The following is an 18663-nucleotide window of genomic DNA, read 5'->3' as shown; positions in this document are numbered from 1 at the left end:
GCGTCCCATGTCGAACAAAGATGAGACGCCCAGCGATCTGATTCGCGCGCGGGATGTCGGCGGGTTCGACATCTGGTCGCTGCCCAGCTTCGATCCGCATGTGCCGGAGCCTGAGCCTGAACCGGTGGTTGAAACGCCGGTGGAGATGGAAGAAGTGCCGCTGGATGAAGTCCAGCCACTGACCCTTGAAGAGTTGGAGGCCATCCGCCAGGAAGCCTACAACGAAGGCTTTGCCGCCGGTGAAAAAGACGGCTTTCGCAGCACCACCCTCAAGGTGCGCCAGGAAGCCGAAGAGGCGCTCAGCGTCAAACTCGCCAGCCTTGAGCGGCTGATGGGCACGCTGTTCGACCCGATTGCCGAGCAGGATACGCAGATCGAAAAAGCCATGGTCGGCCTGGTCGAGCACATTGCTCGCCAGGTGATCCAGCGCGAATTGGTGCTTGATTCCAGCCATATCGAAAGTGTCATGCGCGAAGCCCTCAAGCTGCTGCCGTTGGGCGTGGGCAATGTGCGCCTGTACATCAACCCGCAGGATTTCGAACAGGTCAAAGCCCTGCGCGAGCGCCACGAAGAAACCTGGCGCATCGTCGAAGACGCCAGCCTGCAACCCGGCGGCTGCCGCGTCGAAACTGAACACAGCCGCATTGATGCCACGGTGGAAACCCGCATCAGCCAGATCATGGCCAAGCTGTTTGATCAACTGCATGAACAAGCCCTGCACCCCGCCGAGCCAGACCTGAGTGTGGACCTGGACGCCGCCGATGCGCCTTGACCGCACCAGCTTCGCCAAGCGCCTGAGTGGCTACGCCGAGGCCACGGAGTTGCCAGGCCAGCCGATTCTCGAAGGGCGCCTGCTGCGCATGGTCGGCCTGACCCTCGAAGCCGAAGGCCTGCGCGCCGCCATGGGCAGCCGCTGCCTGGTGATCAACGACGACAGCTACCACCCTGTGCAGGTCGAGGCCGAGGTGATGGGCTTTTCCGGCAGCAAGATTTTCCTCATGCCCGTCGGCAGCCTGGCGGGCATCGCCCCCGGCGCCCGCGTGGTGCCCTTGGCCGACACCGGCCGCCTGCCCATGGGCATGAGCATGCTCGGTCGCGTGCTCGATGGCGCCGGCCGCGCACTCGACGGCAAAGGCGGGATGAAGGCCGAAGACTGGGTGCCGATGGACGGCCCGACCATCAACCCGCTCAACCGCAACCCCATCAGCGTGCCGCTGGACGTGGGCATTCGCAGCATCAACGGTTTATTGACGGTCGGTCGCGGCCAGCGTCTGGGCCTGTTTGCCGGTACCGGCGTGGGTAAGTCGGTGTTGCTGGGCATGATGACGCGCTTTACCGAGGCCGACATTATCGTGGTCGGGCTGATCGGCGAGCGCGGCCGTGAAGTGAAAGAGTTCATCGAGCACAGCCTCGGTGAAGAAGGTCTCAAACGCTCGGTGGTGGTCGCGTCGCCTGCGGACGATGCGCCGCTGATGCGCCTGCGTGCTGCCATGTACTGCACGCGTATCGCCGAATATTTTCGCGACAAGGGCAAGAATGTCCTGTTGCTGATGGACTCGCTCACGCGTTTTGCCCAGGCCCAGCGGGAAATCGCCCTGGCCATCGGCGAGCCGCCCGCCACCAAAGGTTACCCGCCGTCAGTGTTCGCCAAGCTGCCCAAGCTGGTGGAGCGCGCCGGTAATGCCGAGGCCGGCGGGGGGTCGATCACCGCGTTCTACACCGTGTTGTCCGAAGGCGATGACCAGCAAGACCCGATTGCCGACTCGGCGCGGGGCGTGCTCGACGGCCACATCGTGCTGTCGCGGCGCCTGGCCGAGGAAGGGCACTACCCGGCCATCGACATCGAAGCCTCGATCAGCCGGGTGATGCCGGCGGTGGTCACCGCGGAGCACATGGCCCGTGCGCAGCACTTTAAACAACTGTGGTCGCGTTATCAGCAGAGCCGCGATCTGATCAGCGTCGGCGCCTACGTGGCCGGTGGTGATCGCGAAACCGACCTGGCCATCGCGCTGCAACCGCAGCTGGTGAGCTACCTGCGCCAGGGCCTGAACGACAAGATCAGCATGGGCGAAAGCGAAGCCCACCTGGGCTCGATCTTCGCCCCGGCGCCGGGCGGTTAAGCCATGGCCAGCACCCGTTCTTCACGCCTGGCCCCAGTGGTGGACATGGCCGAAAAGGCCGAGAAAACCGCCGTGCAACGCCTGGGGTATTTCCAGGGTCAGGTGCGCCTGGCGGAAAGCAAACTGGGTGACCTGGAGCGTTTTCGCGGCGAGTACCAGCAGCAGTGGATCGAACGCGGCAGCAAGGGCGTGTCCGGCCAATGGCTGATGGGCTACCAGGGCTTTCTCAACCAGCTGGAAACTGCCGTAGGCCAGCAGCGCCAGAGCCTGGCCTGGCACCAGAATAATCTCGATAAGGCCCGGGAAAGCTGGCAAGCGGCGTTTGCCCGGGTTGAAGGGTTGCGCAAGCTGGTGCAGCGTTATATCGACGAAGCGCGGGCCATCGAAGACAAGCGCGAGCAAAAGCTGCTCGATGAGCTATCACAGCGACTTCCCCGCCAGTCACAGTACTGACAGTTTCCACTTGCCTACTGTGGGAGCCGAGCTTGTGTGGGAGCTGGCTCCCACATTTGAGTATCAGTGTTGCTCACATCTCTATCAGCTGCTAAACCTTGTTGCACATTGCCAATGACAAGGAAGCAGTCACATGTCAGTCGAGTCAGAAGTGTCCCTGGATGGGACGAAGTTGACGATTAAAGTAAGAGGCCGATTCGATTTCGGTAGCCACCAGACCTTTCGTGAGGCCTACGAGCGGTTCTACAAAGTGCCCGAGATCTACGTGGTGGACCTGAAGGACGCCACCTACATGGACAGCTCGGCCCTGGGCATGCTCCTGCTGTTGCGTGATCACGCCGGTGGTGATGACGCCGAAGTGCAGGTCATCAACAGCAACTCCGATGTGCGCAAGATCCTCGCCATCTCCAACTTCGACAAACTGTTCGACATCAGTTGAACACCCTGGCCCCCGTACTCGAGCCGCTGACGATCCTGATCGCCGAAGACAGCGCCGCCGATTTGCTGTTGCTGTCGACGATCATTCGGCGTCAGGGCCATCAGGTGCTCACCGCCACGAATGGCGCGCAAGCCGTCGAGGTGTTCACCCGTGAATGCCCGCAACTGGTGTTGATGGACGCCCTTATGCCGGTGATGGATGGCTTTGAGGCGGCGCGGCGGATCAAGCAGTTGGCGGGCGAGGCGCTGGTGCCGATCATCTTTCTCACCTCGCTGCGCGAGAGTGAAGCCCTGGCCCAATGCCTGGATGCCGGTGGCGATGATTTCCTGCCCAAACCCTATAACCCGCTGATCCTGGCCGCCAAGATCAATGCCATGGACCGTCTGCGGCGTCTGCAGGCCATGGTGCTGCGCCAGCGCGACCAGATCGCCCGGCACCACGATTACCTGTTGCATGAGCAACGTGCGGCCAAGGCGGTGTTCGACAAGGTGGCGCATTCGGGTTGCATCAATGCGGCGCCGAACATTCGTTACCTGCAATCGCCTTATGCGCTGTTCAACGGCGACCTGTTGCTGGCGGCCTACACGCCGTCCGGCGACATGCATGTGCTGCTCGGTGACTTCACCGGCCATGGCCTGCCGGCCGCCGTGGGCGCCATGCCGCTGGCGGAGGTGTTCTACGGCATGACCGCCAAGGGCTACGGTCTGGCGCAGACCCTGCGCGAGATGAATGCCAAGCTCAAGCGCATCCTGCCGGTGGACATGTTCTGCTGCGCCACCCTGGTGTGCCTGAGTGCCCAGCGGCGCGTGGTAGAGGTGTGGAACGGCGGCATGCCCGACGGCTATGTGCATGAGGTCGCCAGCGGCAAGCGCACGCCGTTGGTGTCGCGGCACCTGCCGCTGGGTGTGCTGTCGGCGCAGGCGTTTGATGACAGCACCGAAGTCTGGCCCATGGCCCTGGGCGACCGGGTGTTCTTGCTGTCCGATGGGGTACTGGACACTGCCGACGCCAATGATCAGTTATTTGGCGCGGCGCGCTTGCAGCAGGTATTTGCCAGCAATCGCAAGCCCGACCGCTTGTTTGAGGATATTGAGCACGCCCTGGCGGCGTTCCGGGGCGAGGCGCGCGATGATGTGAGCATGGTGGAGATCACCTTGCAGGCGGGCCAGCCGTCGCGGGCGGCTGAGCCGCTGTACGCCGACAGTGGCCAGTCGTGCCCGCTGGATTGGTCGGTGAGCTTCGAGTTTCGTGCGCGCACGCTCAAAAGCTACAACCCGTTGCCGTACCTGTTGCAGTTATTGCTGGAGATTCACGGCCTGCGTGGGCAGAGCGGGGCGCTGTACAGCGTGATGGCCGAGTTGTACTCCAATGCGCTGGAGCATGGCGTGCTGGGCCTGGATTCGCGACTCAAGCGCGATGCCCAGGGGTTTGCCGAGTATTACCGCCAGCGCAACCAGCGTTTGGCGCAGTTGAACAGCGGTTATGTGCGGGTGCATGTGCAGGTGGTGCCGACTGCTACAGGCGGCAAAATGACGCTGCGTATCGAGGACAGTGGCCCGGGGTTCGACGTGGAGCAGGTGCTGGCGCGGCCGCTGGATATCGACCGCCTGTCTGGCCGGGGGCTGAGCCTGGTACGGCAACTGAGCAGCGATGTACGCTGGACCGATGGCGGGCGCAGTGTATGCGTGGAGTTTTGCTGGGGGGCTCTGGCATAATCCGCCGATTCTTGATCAAGGAGCGAACAAGTGCTTGAGATTCATCTGGACCCTGATGTGCTGACGGGCCTGCAGGAAGTGATGGAAAGCGAGTATCCGAAACTGCTGGAGACCTTTCTGGACGATTCGCAGAAGCGCGTCGAAGCGTTGCGCAAGTCGCGTGATGATGCCAAGGCGTTGGGGCGCATTGCCCATAGCTTCAAGGGCAGCAGTGGCAACCTTGGGGCGGTGCGATTGGCGTATTTGTGTCAGCGGTTGGAGGTGGAGTCTGTCGAGCTGTCGGCGGACTTGGGTGCGCTGGTTGACCAGATTGATCATGAGTTTGCGTTGGTGCGGCCGCTGTATGAGTCGGAAAGGCAGCGCTTTCAGATTTGAATTGAGTCGCCAGGCCGGTCTCGGCCAGCTCCCACAGAAGCACAATGGATCTACCGTCAAAAAACCAAACCTGGCCCGACTCTTGCTCTACCTCCCAATACTGCATCCCCGACCCCCAGTGCAGTGGAGACCTTTACCTATGCCAGTCGCCCCCAATTCGCTCCTTCAGGCTGCCCCCGCGGCCAAGCCTCAAGCGCCTGCCGCTACTTCCCCGGTAGCGGTTGCGACCCCACAGGACAAGGGCCCTGGCTTCGCTCAAGTGTTTGCCAACCAAAGCCCCAAGCCCACGCTGAAGCCCGACGACAGCCCGGCCAAAGTCACGCGTGACAAGCCTGCGGACACCAGCGCCAAGCCTGCCGCCAGCACGCCAGCGGTTGCCGATAGCGGCAATCCCTTGCCTGCCAAGCCGGCCAAGGCTGACGACAGCGCCAGCAGTGATGACGACAAGCCCGCCGACCCGGCCGTGGCGCAGCAGCCTGCGGCTGATCCGGTGGTTGACCCGGCATTGGTCGCCGCCGTTACGCCGGTGCCTGTCCCGGTGCCAGCGCCAGCGCCGGTAGCGGCCAATGATGACAAGGCTCAGCCGGTGGTCGCGGCGCCGGTTGCAGCCACCGATGACGCCAAGCAACCGGCCTTCGACCCCGAAGCCGACCCGCTGGATTCGATGCCGGCCGTGCGCCTGGCGATGGAGCAGGGCGGCCATGTGTCGGCCAGCAGCCAGACGCCACAGAAAGCTGCGCCGACCACCGCTCAGGATCAACCGACCGCCGCGCAAAACTTTGCCGCAGGTCTTGCCAGCATGGTCGACCAGCAAGCCACCAAAGACAGTACCGACCAGGGCGGCGACAAGGCCTTCAGCGGGCTGATCGAAGGCGGCCTCAAGGATTTGAAAGACGCTAGCAGCGACACCCGCGTGGATGATTTCGCCAACCGCCTGGCCGCGCTGACCCAGGCCGCCACGCCGAAAACCGCGAATGCCTTGCCGCCCGTGGCCAATGCGCCGCTGGCCATGCACCAGAGCGGCTGGACCGAAGAAGTGGTCAACCGCGTGATGTACCTGTCCAGCGCCAACCTCAAGTCGGCGGAGATTCAGTTGCAACCGGCTGAACTCGGGCGCCTGGATATCAAGGTCAATATGACCGCCGACCAGCAAGCCCAGGTCAACTTCATGAGCGGCCACGCCGTGGTGCGTGAAGCGCTGGAAAGCCAGTCCGGCCGTTTGCGCGAGATGTTTGCCCAGCAGGGCATGGGGCAGGTCGACGTCAATGTGTCCGACCAGTCCCGTGGCTGGCAGGGGCAGGGGCAGGAACAACAGCAGCAGAGCCAGGCACGCGGCATAAGCGGCAGTGGCGGGCGTGGTGATGGCGGCGATGCGGGTGACCCTGCTGAAGTGGCGGCGGCGGTCGCGCCGGTGAGCCAGACCGTGATCGGCTCCAGCGCAGTCGACTATTACGCCTGATCTGAGCCAAAAACGCGGTCAATGTGGGAGCTGGCTTGCCTGCGATGGCGGTGTATCAGTGACAGAAATGTCAGCTGACCCACCGCCATCGCAGGCAAGCCAGCTCCCACATTTGATTTGGGGTGTTCGCTCTTGCCCTGTGTGCCAGACAACTCTGGCATAACACTTGCTCTTGCCTTCCCGTAGATCTATGAATCCCCGAATAGTGACGGATTATTGGCATGGCGAAGAGCGACGACGCAGCAGCAACCCCACCCGCAGGCAAAGGCAAGCTCAAGCTGATCCTGCTGATTGTACTGGGCCTGCTCCTGGCCATTGGCGCCTCGATTGGCGGCACGTGGTACATCATGCACAGCAGTGCGAGCAAGCCGGCACCCGCCGCCGAAACCGCCACTAACGTCAAGCAACCGGCAATCTTCGAGCCGATGCTGCCGGCCTTTGTCGCCAACTACAATCAGAACGGTCGCCAACGCTACCTGCAGGTGAGCATCACCTTGCTGGCGCGTAACCAGGCGGACCTGGATGCGCTTAAAGTGCATATGCCGGTGATCCGCAACAACCTGGTGATGCTGTTCTCCGGCCAGAGCTTCGACAGCCTGGCCACCCCGGTCGGCCAGGAAATGCTGCGCCAGAAGGTCACTGCCAGCGTGCAGGAAGTGGCCCAGAAAGAGCTCGGCAAAGTCGTGGTCGAGCAGGCGCTCTTCACTAACTTCGTATTGCAGTAGGATCACGACATGGCCGTGCAAGACCTGCTGTCCCAGGATGAAATCGACGCGCTGTTGCATGGTGTCGACGATGGTCTGGTACAGACCGAAATGGCTGCCGAGCCCGGCAGCGTCAAAAGTTATGACCTCACAAGCCAAGATCGTATCGTCCGTGGGCGCATGCCGACCCTGGAGATGATCAACGAGCGTTTCGCCCGCTATACCCGTATCAGCATGTTCAACATGCTGCGCCGTTCGGCGGACGTGGCGGTGGGCGGCGTGCAGGTGATGAAGTTCGGTGAATACGTGCACTCGCTGTACGTGCCCACCAGCCTCAACCTGGTCAAGATCAAGCCGCTGCGCGGCACCGCGCTGTTCATCCTCGACGCCAAGCTGGTGTTCAAGCTGGTGGACAACTTCTTCGGCGGCGACGGCCGTCACGCCAAGATCGAAGGGCGTGAATTCACCCCCACCGAATTGCGTGTGGTGCGCATGGTGCTGGAGCAAGCCTTCATCGACTTGAAGGAAGCCTGGCAGGCGATCATGGAAGTCAATTTCGAGTACATCAACTCGGAAGTGAACCCGGCCATGGCCAACATCGTCGGCCCCAGCGAAGCCATTGTGGTCTCCACCTTCCACATCGAACTCGATGGCGGTGGCGGCGACCTGCACGTGACCATGCCGTATTCGATGATCGAGCCGGTGCGCGAAATGCTCGATGCCGGTTTCCAGTCCGACCTCGACGACCAGGACGAACGCTGGGTCAAGGCCCTGCGCGAAGACCTGCTGGACGTCGACGTGCCGTTAAGCGCCACTGTGGCCCGTCGCCAGCTGCGTTTGCGCGATATTTTGCACATGCAACCGGGGGACGTGATCCCTGTGGAGCTGCCGGAAGAGCTGATCATGCGCGCCAACGGCGTGCCGTCGTTCAAGGTCAAGCTCGGTTCCCACAAAGGCAACCTGGCGTTGCAAGTGATCGAACCGATCAACCGTCGCTGATCTGCCCCTTCTATCGATGAATTTTTGCTGCGCCGAGGACATGTAATGGCTACCGAACACGAAAACACTTCCGCCGAAGACCAGGCCCTGGCTGACGAATGGGCTGCAGCCCTGGAAGAAACCGGCGATGTCGGCCAGGACGACATCGACGCGCTGCTGGCCGCCGACGCCGCCACGGCGCCGGCCGGCAAGCGCCTGCCGATGGAAGAATTCGGCAGCGTGCCGAAAAACAACGACCCGGTGACCCTCGACGGCCCGAACCTGGACGTGATCCTCGACATTCCGGTGTCGATCTCCATGGAAGTCGGCAGCACCGAAATCAACATCCGCAACCTGCTGCAACTCAACCAGGGTTCGGTGATCGAGCTCGACCGCCTGGCCGGTGAGCCGCTGGACGTACTGGTCAACGGCACCCTGATCGCCCATGGCGAGGTGGTGGTGGTCAACGAGAAGTTCGGCATCCGCCTGACGGACGTGATCAGCCCAAGCGAACGCATCAAGAAGTTGCGCTGATATGAAGTATTCGATGGCGGGACTGTTTCTGGCGCTGCCATTGAGCGCCATGGCGGCTGAGCCGATCGCCCCAGCGGTCACTGCGGCGCCGGTGGTCAGCAGTGGCATCGGTGGGCAATTGACCCAGCTGGTGCTGGGCCTGTTGCTGGTGGTCGGCCTGATCTTCGTGCTGGCCTGGTTGATGCGCCGCGTGCAGCGCATCGGGCCGGGCAATGCCCAGGTGATCGAGATGATCGGCTCGCGTGCCCTCGGCCCGCGTGATCGGCTGGTGCTGGTGCAAGTGGGCGAAGAACAAATCCTGCTCGGCATCACGCCCGGTCGCATCACCCCGTTGCACGTACTCAAGACGCCGGTGGAAGCGACCAAAACCGAGGCCGCCACGCCGGAATTCGCCCAGCGCCTGATGGAGTTGCTGGGCAAGGATCAGAAGGATAAGAAGTAATGCGCGTTTTATTGACGCTCATGCTGTTGCTGGCCGCGCCGCTGGCGTTGGCAGCCGACCCGTTGTCGATCCCGGCGATCACCCTGGGCACCAACGCGGCCGGCGCGCAGGAATACTCGGTCAGCCTGCAGATTTTGCTGATCATGACTGCGCTGAGTTTTATCCCGGCGTTTGTCATGCTGATGACCAGCTTTACGCGGATCATCATCGTGTTCTCGATTTTGCGTCAAGCCCTGGGCCTGCAGCAGACGCCGTCGAACCAGATCCTCACCGGCATGGCGCTGTTTTTGACCTTGTTCATCATGGCACCGGTGTTCGACAAGGTGAACCAGCAAGCCTTGCAACCCTACCTGGCCGAGAAACTCTCGGCTCAGGACGCGATCGACAAGGCCCAGGGTCCGATCAAGGACTTCATGCTCTCGCAAACCCGCTCCAGCGACCTTGAGCTGTTTATGCGCCTGTCCAAGCGCACCGACATTGCCACGCCGGATCAGGCGCCGCTGACCATTCTGGTGCCGGCCTTCGTCACTTCCGAATTGAAAACCGCGTTCCAGATCGGCTTCATGATCTTTATCCCGTTCCTGATCATCGACCTGGTGGTGGCGAGCGTGCTGATGGCCATGGGCATGATGATGCTGTCGCCGCTGATTATTTCGTTGCCGTTCAAGATCATGCTGTTTGTGCTGGTGGACGGCTGGGCGCTGATTATCGGCACCCTGGCCAGCAGTTTCGGCGGGGTGTAGCGACATGACGCCAGAAGTAGCGGTTGACCTGTTCCGTGAAGCGCTGTGGCTGACCACCATGATGGTCGCCGTGCTGGTGGTGCCGAGCCTGTTGGTGGGCCTGCTGGTGGCGATGTTCCAGGCCGCGACCCAGATCAACGAACAAACCCTGAGTTTCCTCCCGCGTTTGCTGGTGATGCTGATCACCCTGATCGTCGCCGGCCCGTGGCTGGTGCAAACCTTTATGGAATACATCCTGCAGCTGTACGGCAGTATTCCGCAGTTGATCGGCTGACCGATGCAATCTGTGCTGGCCTTGACCGACACCCAGATCAGCACCTGGGTGGCGTCTTTCATTTTGCCGATGTTTCGCGTCACGGCAGTGCTGATGACCATGCCGGTGTTCGGGACCACCTTGGTGCCGAGGCGCATCCGCTTGTATTTTGCCTTCGCCATTACCATCGTCATCGTGCCCGGCTTGCCGCCGATGCCGCCGGTGAATGCCCTGGACCTCAGCGCGTTGTTGCTGATTGCCGAGCAGATATTGATCGGCGCGATAATGGGTTTCTCGCTGACGTTGTTCTTCCAGGCGTTTGTGATCGCCGGGCAGATCATCTCGATCCAGATGGGCATGGGCTTCGCGTCCATGGTCGACCCTACCAACGGCGTGTCGGTGGCAGTGATCGGGCAGTTCCTGACCATGCTGGTGACCTTGATTTTCCTGGCAATGAACGGCCATCTGGTGGTGTTCGAGGTCATGACCGAAAGCTTCACCACCTTGCCGGTGGGCTCGGGGCTGGTGGTCAACCACTTCTGGGAGCTGGTCGGGCGCCTCAGCTGGGTGCTGGGCGCCTCGTTGTTGCTGGTGTTGCCGGCGATCACCGCGCTGTTGGTGGTCAATATCGCATTTGGCGTGATGACCCGCGCGGCGCCGCAATTGAACATCTTCTCGATTGGTTTCCCGCTGACCCTGGTGTTGGGCATGGGGATTTTCTGGATCGGCATGGCCGACATTCTCAATCAGTATCAACCGCTGGCCACCGACGCCTTGCAGTTCTTACGTGATCTGGCACGGGCGCGTTGAGCCATGGCCGAGAGCGAGAGTGGCCAGGACAAAACAGAAGACCCCACGGAGAAACGTAAAAAGGACTCCAGGGAAAAGGGCGAGATTGCCCGCTCCAAAGAACTCAACACCCTGGCGGTGATGCTCGCTGGTGCCGGTGGCCTGCTGATCTACGGCGGTGGCCTGGCGCTGGACCTGATGGAGCTGATGAAGCTCAACTTTTCGCTGCCGCGCGAAGTGCTGCTGAGCCCCGGCGCCATGGGCCAGTACCTGTTGCACTCGGGCAAGATCGCGATTCTGGCGGTGCAGCCGGTGCTGATCACCCTGTTGCTGGCGGCGCTGATCGGGCCGGTGTCCCTCGGCGGCTGGCTATTTGCCGCCGGCAGCATGGCGCCCAAGTTCAGCCGCATGAACCCTGGGCCAGGGCTTAAGCGTATGTTCTCCACCAAGGCGCTGGTGGAACTGCTCAAGGCGCTGGCGAAATTCATCCTGATCCTGTTTGTGGCGTTGACGGTGTTGTCTTCCGACATCGACGACTTGCAGCGCATTGCCCATGAACCGCTGGAATCGGCCATCATCCACAGTGTGCAGGTGGTGGGCTGGAGTGCGCTGTGGATGGCCTGCGGGCTGATCATCATTGCTGCCGTGGATGCGCCGATCCAGCTGTGGGAAAGCCACAAGAAACTGCTGATGACCAAGCAGGAAGTGCGCGACGAGCACAAGGACCAGGAAGGCCGCCCCGAGGTCAAGCAGCGGATTCGCCAGCTGCAACGGGAAATGTCCCAGCGAAAGATGATGGCGGCGGTGCCCGACGCCGACGTGGTCATCACCAACCCGACCCACTACGCCGTGGCGCTCAAGTACGACCCGGAGAAGGGCGGCGCGCCGATGTTGCTAGCCAAGGGCAGCGACTTTACCGCGCTGAAGATTCGCGAAATCGCCGTGGCCAACGACATTCTGCTGTTGGAATCGCCGGAGCTGGCACGGTCGATCTTCTACTCCACCGACCTCGACCAGGAAATCCCCGCAGGCCTGTACCTGGCCGTGGCGCAGGTGTTGGCCTACGTGTACCAGATCCGCCAATACCGCGCGGGCAAGGGCAAGCGGCCGGACCCGCTCAAAGACCTGCCGATTCCGCCGGAGTTGCGCCGCGATTCCTGATGTGTATGCATCTGTGGCGAGGGAGCTTGCTCCCGCTGGGGCGCGAAGCGGCCCCAAAAAATGGGACTGCTCCGCAGTCCAGCGGGAGCAAGCTCCCTCGCCACGAATGAGCCCTCAGGCAATATCGCCTTCTACCTGTCAACTTTGACAGTATCCATTGCACCGCCTTCACTGTTTGATAGAGCGACGAGGCGCGCCTTCATGCGCGGCTCGGGAGAGCGGTCATGAACAGGGCTACGGTCAGGTGGTTGGACGCGGTCAAGGGCATTGGTTTTGTCGCCCGCGACCGCGAAGGCAATGCGGTACCCGTTCAGGCAACGGGCAATCCCGCCAGCGAAATCGATACGCCGCCCAAGGCGCGAAAACCCCGCAAGCGAAAAAAATAACCCCCCCGGCTGCTCAGCCAAAGGTCCCTACCACTGGTCGTTAATCCCCGGCTACCTGTCAACTCTGACAGTAGCCAGTTTTGCGTTCTCGCGGTTTGATGGTGCCAGACACTGTACGCAAGTAGTAACGAGATGCAGGGGAAGGGCGATGGAAGCGGTGACGGGGACGATCAAGGCTTATAACCGCAAGACCGGCGAAGGGCTGATTGCGTTGGATGGCGATGATGAGCCGGTGTGTTTGGACCGCTTGAGTTCGGCGTATACCCGATGGCGAGAAGGCCAGCGGGTACAGTTCGCCAGGATTCATCGGCCACAGGGTGTGTTTGCGTTTTGTATCAGGCTTATCTAACGAACCTGGTGTGGATTCTTTGAATGGGATGTCAGGAGAGCGGCAATGGCAACGGGTACAGTGAAGTGGTTTAACGACTCAAAGGGGTTTGGTTTTATTACCCCGGATGATGGCAGCGAGGATCTTTTTGCGCATTTTTCAGCGATTCAGAGTGCTGGGTTCAAATCTCTGCAAGAGGGCCAAAAAGTCAGCTATGAAATAACGACAGGGCCCAAAGGCAAGCAAGCGTCCAACATCCAACCCGTATGAAGATCGTTCCCACGCTCCCGCGTGGGAATGCCTTCCGTGACGCTCCGCGTCACCGTTGCGCAGGGCTCAAGTCGGGACGCGGAGCGTCCCAGGCGGCTTCCACAGTAGCGCTGATACACACCGATCCAACTGTGGGAGCTGGCTTGCCTGCGATGACTGACTCACAGCTGGCCCTTCAGTGCCTGACCCACCGCAATCGCAGGCAAGCCAGCTCCCACAGTTGAACGGGTCACCCCTCGACGATCGTCGCGGGTGACGGCGTGGGCGGAGGCGAGGGTTTCGGTGAGGTTGACCAGCAGGTCTTCGGTGCTGATGCCGTCGATGAGGGTGAGGATTAGGCTGGGGGCGTTTTGCGCGGGTTTGGACATGGTGGCGCTCCGTAGAAAGAAAAAAGGGGCTCCTTTATGTTGCGGGCCGCGACGCCCGACCGCTGCGTTTGCAGCGGTGTACGGAGACTAGGGAGCCCGGTTCCTAGGGGCAACCCGAAAACCGTGTCGGAAATTTCCTCAGTAACAGCAGGTACACCCCATCCAACTGTGGGAGCGGGCTTGCCTGCGATGGCTGACTCATAGCTGGCCCTTCAGTGCCTGACCCACCGCAATCGCAGGCAAGCTGAACTGGCCTAATGATTTTGGACACTTCAATCGGGCGCTATGATGGCGCCCAAATCTGAGGTGTTTGGATATGCGCAAATCTTATTCGAGTGAGTTCAAGCTCAAAGCTGCCAGCATGGTGCTGGATGAAGGGCTGCAGGTTCCCGAGGTGTGCGCCAGTTTGGATATTGGCCCTACAGCCTTGCGCCGCTGGGTGGATCAGGTGCGTAAAGAGCGATTAGGCTCGACGCCGGTAGGCGCCAAGGCGATTACTGCCGATCAACGAGAGATTCAGAGGCTCAAAGCGTTGCTTCGGGAGAAAGACCTGGACATCGAAATCCTAAAAAAGGCCAGTGCTCTCCTGCTTTTGGACGCCAAAGATCATTCACGCTGATCGATGAGCTGGACGAGCAGTACGGCGTCAACAGGTGTTGCCGGGCGTTCGGCGTCAACAGAAGTAGCTTTTACGCTTGGCGTCAGCGCCAAGGCAGAGCAAATCCTGAGCGGGAGAAGCTCAAGGCCGCGCTGGTCAGGCATCACAAGGCATCGCGGGCTTCTGCGGGAGCGAGAACTTTGGCGAAGGAGCTGCAAGAGAAAGGGCATCGCATCGGGCGGTACTTGGCTCGCAGTTTGATGCGCGAAGCGGGGATCGCCAGCCGTCAGCGCCGACGTCACAAGTACAAATCGCCCGGCGTGGAAGCGTTAGTGGCCCCGCATGTGCTCAAGCGCAAGTTTGATGTGACGGCGGTTAACCAGGTGTGGTGTGGAGACGTGACGTACATCAAAGTCGGGAAGCGGTGGCTGTATTTCGCCGCAGTTCTGGATTTGTTTGCTCGTCGGGTCGTGGGTTGGTCGTTTTCTATGATTTCCGATGCCACGCTGACCTGCGAGGCTTTGCGGATGGCAGTTGAGCTTAGAGGCCGCCCTAAAGACGTGCTGTTTCACTCAGACCAAGGTTGTCAGTACACGAGCCATAAGTTCAGGAATGAGCTGCTGGAACATGAGCTACGGCAAAGCATGAGTCGTAAAGGCGAATGCTGGGATAACGCTCCGATGGAGCGCTTCTTCGGAAGTTTGAAATCAGAATGGGTGCCTGAGACGGGCTATGAATCAGAGCATGAGGCCCGGGCAGATGTGCAGCGCTATGTCTCTCGCTACAACATCTCCAGGCCTCACAGTTACAACGATTACCGGTCGCCGGTCGTCAGGGAGAGACTGGCGGCGTGAACCTTAAATGGTGTCCAAGATTACTTGACCAGTTCAAGCCCGCTCCCACAGTTGAACGGGTTACCACTCGACGATCGTCGCCCTGACAGCAAAGTTGGAAGGCTTCTTGCAATACCGCCTCCAGGACGCCCTCCAGCGTCAAAACTTTGCTTCAAGGAACACGAGGAATACCGGTGGTAGATCGCTCTCAAATGCTCAACACGGCCCGTGGCACCCTGACTGATTTGTCGCGGGGCAACCTGGGTGTGCCGTTGTTGTTGCTGGTGATGCTGGCAATGATGATGTTGCCGATGCCGCCGTTCCTGCTCGATGTGTTTTTTACCTTTAACATTGCGCTGTCGGTGGTGGTGCTGCTGGTCTGCGTGTATGCCCTGCGGCCGCTGGATTTCGCCGTATTCCCGACCATTTTGCTGATCGCGACCCTGCTGCGCCTGGCGCTGAACGTGGCGTCTACGCGGGTGGTGATGCTCCACGGCCAGGACGGCCACGCCGCCGCCGGTAAGGTGATCCAGGCCTTCGGTGAGGTGGTGATCGGCGGTAACTATGTGGTCGGTATCGTGGTGTTCGCGATTTTGATGATCATCAACTTCGTGGTGGTAACCAAGGGCGCCGGGCGGATTTCCGAGGTGAGCGCGCGTTTTACCCTCGACGCCATGCCCGGCAAGCAAATGGCGATCGACGCCGACCTCAACGCCGGCCTGATCGACCAGAACCAAGCCAAATCCCGTCGCCTGGAAGTCGCCCAGGAAGCCGAATTCTATGGCTCCATGGACGGTGCGAGTAAATTCGTGCGCGGTGACGCCATCGCCGGCCTGCTGATTCTGTTTATCAACCTGATCGGCGGCATGGCGGTCGGGATCTTCCAGCACGGCATGACCTTTGGCGATGCAGGCAAGGTGTACGCCTTGCTGACCATCGGTGACGGTTTAGTGGCGCAATTGCCATCACTGTTGTTATCCACAGCAGCGGCCATCATGGTTACCCGTGCTTCGGGCTCCGAAGACATGGGCAAGCAGATCAGCCGCCAGATGTTCGCCTCGCCCAAGGCGCTGGCCGTGGCCGCCGGTATCATGGCGATCATGGGCATCGTGCCGGGCATGCCCCACGTGTCGTTCCTGAGCATGGCGGCCATGGCCGCCGGTGGCGCCTACCTGTTCTGGCGCAAGCAAAATGCCGTCAAGGTCCAGGCTCAGCAGGAAATCGCCCGCCAGCAAGACTTGCTGCCATCGCCGGCCCGCGCCCAGGAAACCAAGGAGTTGGGCTGGGATGACGTCACCCCGATCGACATGATCGGCCTGGAAGTCGGCTACCGCCTGATTCCGCTGGTGGACCGCAACCAGGGCGGCCAATTGCTGGCGCGGATCAAGGGTGTGCGCAAGAAGCTGTCCCAGGACCTGGGTTTCTTGATGCCCACCGTACACATCCGCGACAACCTCGATTTGGCCCCCAGCGCCTACCGCCTGACCCTGATGGGCGTGATCCTCGCCGAAGCCGAGATTTACCCGGACCGTGAGTTGGCGATCAACCCCGGCCAAGTGTTCGGCACGCTCAACGGCATTACCGCCAAAGATCCGGCTTTTGGCCTGGAAGCGGTATGGATCGAAGTCAGCCAGCGCAGCCAGGCTCAATCGCTCGGTTACACCGTGGTGGACGCCAGCACCGTGGTCGCCACCCACCTCAACCAGATCCTGTACAAGCACTCCCACGAGCTGATCGGCCACGAGGAAGTCCAGCAATTGATGGGGTTGCTGGCCAAAGCCTCGCCAAAACTGGCCGAAGAACTGGTGCCCGGCGTACTGTCGCTGTCGCAGTTGCTCAAGGTGCTGCAAGCCTTGCTCGCCGAACAGGTGCCGGTGCGCGACATTCGCAGCATTGCCGAGGCCATCGCCAACAATGCCGCCAAGAGTCAAGATACTGCCGCTTTGGTGGCTGCGGTGCGTGTCGGGTTGTCCCGTGCCATCGTGCAAAGCATTGTAGGCATTGAGTCTGAGCTGCCTGTTATCACCTTGGAACCAAGGTTGGAACAAATATTGCTCAATAGTATTCAGAAGGCCGGACTTGGCCAGGAAGAGGGCGTTCTGCTGGAGCCAAGCATGGCTGAGAAATTGCAGCGTTCGTTGATCGAAGCCGCCCAGCGTCAGGAAATGGCGGGCCACCCGGTGATTCTGCTGGTGGCAGGCCCGGTTCGAGCGATGTTGTCGCGGTTTGGTCGCCTGGCAGTTCCGAATTTGCACGTTTTGGCTTATCAGGAAATTCCTGACAATAAGCAAGTGACTATCGTCGCGACAGTAGGGCCCAACGGCTGAGGTAGTGGGTTATGCAAGTTAAGCGTTTTTTCGCCGCCGATATGCGTCAGGCCATGAAACTGGTACGTGATGAGCTGGGCGCCGATGCCGCGATTATTGGAAACCGTCGCATTGCCGGCGGTGTCGAGCTGACGGCTGCCCTGGATTACACCCCATCGGCGCTGGCGCCGCGCGTGCCGAACATGGAACTCGAAGACGAGCTGCGCAAAACCGCTTCGCGCATTGTCTCGGCCCAGGCTGAATTGAGCATGCGTGGCGACAGCGATGCCAGCACCAATCGCCAATTGTTCGCCGGCTTGCCGCTGACCGCCGCCGAGCCGTTGGTAGAACCGACCTTCAAAGAACCGCCGCGCCCTGCAGCGCCAGCCCCGGCCGCCGCTGTCGACCAGCGCGCGCTCGACTCGATGCGTTTTGAACTCAATGGCCTGCGTGAGCTGCTCGAAGTGCAGCTGGGCTCGTTGGCGTGGACGCAGCTGCAAGGCAGCAAACCGCAACAGGCCAACCTGTGGCGCCGCCTGCAACGCATCGGCCTGTCCGGCCCGTTGTCGCGCGATTTGCTCGCTCTGACGGCTGAAGTCGAAGAACCACGCCAAGCCTGGCGCATGTTGCTGGCGCACTTGGCGCGCATGATCGTCACCCCGGAAATCGAACCGCTGGAAGAGGGCGGCGTGATTGCCATGGTCGGCCCGGCCGGCATGGGCAAGACCACCACCCTGGCCAAACTGGCCGCCCGTTATGTGCTCAAGTACGGCGCGCAGAACATCGCGTTGGTGAGCATGGACAGCTACCGCATCGGCGCCCAGGAGCAGCTCAAGACCCTGGGCCGCATCCTCAATGTGACGGTGACCCACGTCGACCCGGGCCAGTCCCTGGCCAATGCGCTCGACCCGCTGCTGCGCAAGCGCGTGGTGTTGATCGACACGGCCGGCCTGCAAGCCAGCGACCCGGCACTGCGCATGCAGCTCGAAAGCCTGGCCGGGCGTGGCATCAAGTCGAAAAATTACCTGGTGCTTGCAACCACCAGCCAGAAACAGGTTCTTACCGCTGCGTACCATAGTTACAAACGCTGCGGCCTGGCCGGTTGCATCCTCACCAAGCTCGACGAAACGGCGAGCCTGGGCGAGGTGTTGAGCCTGGCGATCAGTCATGAGTTACCGGTTGCTTACCTGACCGACGGGCCGCGGATCCCGGATGATTTACATCTGCCGCGCCGTCATCAGTTGGTCAGCCGTGCTGTCAGCGTGCAAATGCAAGAAGAGCCTAGCGAGGAAGCGATGGCCGACATGTTCGCCGACCTTTACCACAACCCGGCTAAGCGGGTGGGGTGAGGCAGGATGAACACCGTGAAATGTATCTACATCGATGGTCTGCAAGCGATTCACGCGGCC

22 protein-coding genes are annotated in these 18663 nt (G+C 61.1%); 21 read left to right on the top strand and 1 reads right to left on the bottom strand.

What is annotated here, in order from left to right; all coding sequences use genetic code 11:
* The first annotated feature begins 7 nt into the window (after positions 1-7).
* The 18 genes from fliH (at position 8) to PSH96_RS20315 (ending at position 13149) form a co-directional block, all read left to right on the top strand.
* Positions 8-772: a flagellar assembly protein FliH gene (gene fliH, locus PSH96_RS20400; protein WP_305454654.1), complete on the top strand. Its 765-nt coding sequence runs from the start codon at positions 8-10 to the stop codon at positions 770-772.
* Positions 762-2120 (top strand): flagellar protein export ATPase FliI, encoded by a 1359-nt coding sequence (gene fliI, locus PSH96_RS20395; RefSeq protein WP_099548875.1) that lies wholly within the window; start codon positions 762-764, stop codon positions 2118-2120. The genes fliH and fliI overlap by 11 nt, the downstream gene beginning before the upstream one ends.
* Before the next feature lie 3 nt (positions 2121-2123).
* On the top strand, positions 2124-2573 hold the full coding sequence (gene fliJ, locus PSH96_RS20390) for a flagellar export protein FliJ (RefSeq protein ID WP_016972024.1): 450 nt from the start codon (positions 2124-2126) through the stop codon (positions 2571-2573).
* A 133-nt stretch (positions 2574-2706) separates the two neighbouring features.
* Positions 2707-3012, top strand: coding sequence for an STAS domain-containing protein (locus PSH96_RS20385; protein ID WP_305454651.1), 306 nt, complete (start codon positions 2707-2709; stop codon positions 3010-3012).
* Entirely contained in the window at positions 3009-4727 is a 1719-nt protein-coding gene (locus tag PSH96_RS20380) for a fused response regulator/phosphatase (protein ID WP_305454649.1), read from the top strand. The genes PSH96_RS20385 and PSH96_RS20380 overlap by 4 nt, the downstream gene beginning before the upstream one ends.
* Before the next feature lie 30 nt (positions 4728-4757).
* Positions 4758-5102, top strand: a complete 345-nt coding sequence (locus tag PSH96_RS20375; RefSeq protein WP_305454647.1) for an Hpt domain-containing protein — start codon at positions 4758-4760, stop codon at positions 5100-5102.
* Positions 5103-5241: 139 nt separating this feature from the next.
* On the top strand, positions 5242-6561 hold the full coding sequence (locus PSH96_RS20370; RefSeq protein ID WP_305454645.1) for a flagellar hook-length control protein FliK: 1320 nt from the start codon (positions 5242-5244) through the stop codon (positions 6559-6561).
* A gap of 221 nt (positions 6562-6782) precedes the next feature.
* Positions 6783-7286 (top strand): flagellar basal body-associated protein FliL, encoded by a 504-nt coding sequence (fliL, locus tag PSH96_RS20365; RefSeq protein ID WP_017134945.1) that lies wholly within the window; start codon positions 6783-6785, stop codon positions 7284-7286.
* Between the two features lie 9 nt (positions 7287-7295).
* Positions 7296-8264: a flagellar motor switch protein FliM gene (fliM, locus tag PSH96_RS20360; protein WP_010166091.1), complete on the top strand. Its 969-nt coding sequence runs from the start codon at positions 7296-7298 to the stop codon at positions 8262-8264.
* Between the two features lie 45 nt (positions 8265-8309).
* Positions 8310-8777 (top strand): flagellar motor switch protein FliN, encoded by a 468-nt coding sequence (gene fliN / locus PSH96_RS20355; protein WP_057700902.1) that lies wholly within the window; start codon positions 8310-8312, stop codon positions 8775-8777.
* Between the two features lies 1 nt (position 8778).
* The gene (gene fliO, locus PSH96_RS20350) at positions 8779-9219 is read left to right on the top strand and encodes a flagellar biosynthetic protein FliO (protein ID WP_065929744.1); all 441 of its coding nucleotides are present in this window, start codon (positions 8779-8781) and stop codon (positions 9217-9219) included.
* On the top strand, positions 9219-9962 hold the full coding sequence (gene fliP, locus PSH96_RS20345) for a flagellar type III secretion system pore protein FliP (RefSeq protein WP_056859761.1): 744 nt from the start codon (positions 9219-9221) through the stop codon (positions 9960-9962). Before fliO ends, fliP begins: the two co-directional genes overlap by 1 nt.
* A gap of 4 nt (positions 9963-9966) precedes the next feature.
* Positions 9967-10236: a flagellar biosynthesis protein FliQ gene (gene fliQ / locus PSH96_RS20340; RefSeq protein WP_003214552.1), complete on the top strand. Its 270-nt coding sequence runs from the start codon at positions 9967-9969 to the stop codon at positions 10234-10236.
* A 3-nt stretch (positions 10237-10239) separates the two neighbouring features.
* Entirely contained in the window at positions 10240-11025 is a 786-nt protein-coding gene (gene fliR, locus PSH96_RS20335; protein WP_065929743.1) for a flagellar biosynthetic protein FliR, read from the top strand.
* Positions 11026-11028: 3 nt separating this feature from the next.
* Positions 11029-12165, top strand: a complete 1137-nt coding sequence (flhB, locus tag PSH96_RS20330; protein WP_305454639.1) for a flagellar biosynthesis protein FlhB — start codon at positions 11029-11031, stop codon at positions 12163-12165.
* A 224-nt stretch (positions 12166-12389) separates the two neighbouring features.
* A complete protein-coding gene (locus PSH96_RS20325; protein ID WP_305454637.1) occupies positions 12390-12551 on the top strand; it encodes a cold-shock protein in 162 nt (53 codons plus the stop codon).
* A 148-nt stretch (positions 12552-12699) separates the two neighbouring features.
* On the top strand, positions 12700-12900 hold the full coding sequence (locus PSH96_RS20320) for a cold-shock protein (RefSeq protein ID WP_305454636.1): 201 nt from the start codon (positions 12700-12702) through the stop codon (positions 12898-12900).
* 45 nt (positions 12901-12945) lie between these two features.
* Complete coding sequence (locus PSH96_RS20315; protein ID WP_305454634.1) at positions 12946-13149, top strand: cold-shock protein; 204 nt, start codon at positions 12946-12948, stop codon at positions 13147-13149.
* Positions 13150-13310: 161 nt separating this feature from the next.
* Here the strand turns inward: PSH96_RS20315 and PSH96_RS20310 are convergent, their stop codons facing one another.
* Entirely contained in the window at positions 13311-13517 is a 207-nt protein-coding gene (locus PSH96_RS20310; RefSeq protein ID WP_305454633.1) for a hypothetical protein, read from the bottom strand.
* A gap of 316 nt (positions 13518-13833) precedes the next feature.
* Between PSH96_RS20310 and PSH96_RS20305 the strand changes: the two genes are divergently transcribed.
* The 3 genes from PSH96_RS20305 to flhF all read left to right on the top strand — a co-directional run bounded on the left by PSH96_RS20305 (position 13834) and on the right by flhF (position 18603).
* Positions 13834-14969, top strand: a protein-coding gene (locus PSH96_RS20305; RefSeq protein WP_370694308.1) for an IS3 family transposase whose coding sequence is annotated in 2 segments (ribosomal slippage) — positions 13834-14083 and positions 14083-14969 — 1137 coding nt in all. Because the reading frame shifts where the segments join, the coding sequence is not laid out codon by codon here.
* Between the two features lie 191 nt (positions 14970-15160).
* The gene (gene flhA / locus PSH96_RS20300) at positions 15161-17275 is read left to right on the top strand and encodes a flagellar biosynthesis protein FlhA (RefSeq protein ID WP_056861060.1); all 2115 of its coding nucleotides are present in this window, start codon (positions 15161-15163) and stop codon (positions 17273-17275) included.
* Between the two features lie 11 nt (positions 17276-17286).
* A complete protein-coding gene (gene flhF / locus PSH96_RS20295; RefSeq protein ID WP_056861061.1) occupies positions 17287-18603 on the top strand; it encodes a flagellar biosynthesis protein FlhF in 1317 nt (438 codons plus the stop codon).
* Positions 18604-18663: the final 60 nt, after the last annotated feature.

It is taken from the genome of Pseudomonas sp. FP2338, assembly GCF_030687515.1.
Taxonomy (GTDB): Bacteria; Pseudomonadota; Gammaproteobacteria; order Pseudomonadales; family Pseudomonadaceae; genus Aquipseudomonas; species Aquipseudomonas salomonii.
The sequence above is the reverse complement of the archived record's forward strand: the minus strand, read 5'-3'. Positions and strand labels throughout refer to the sequence as shown.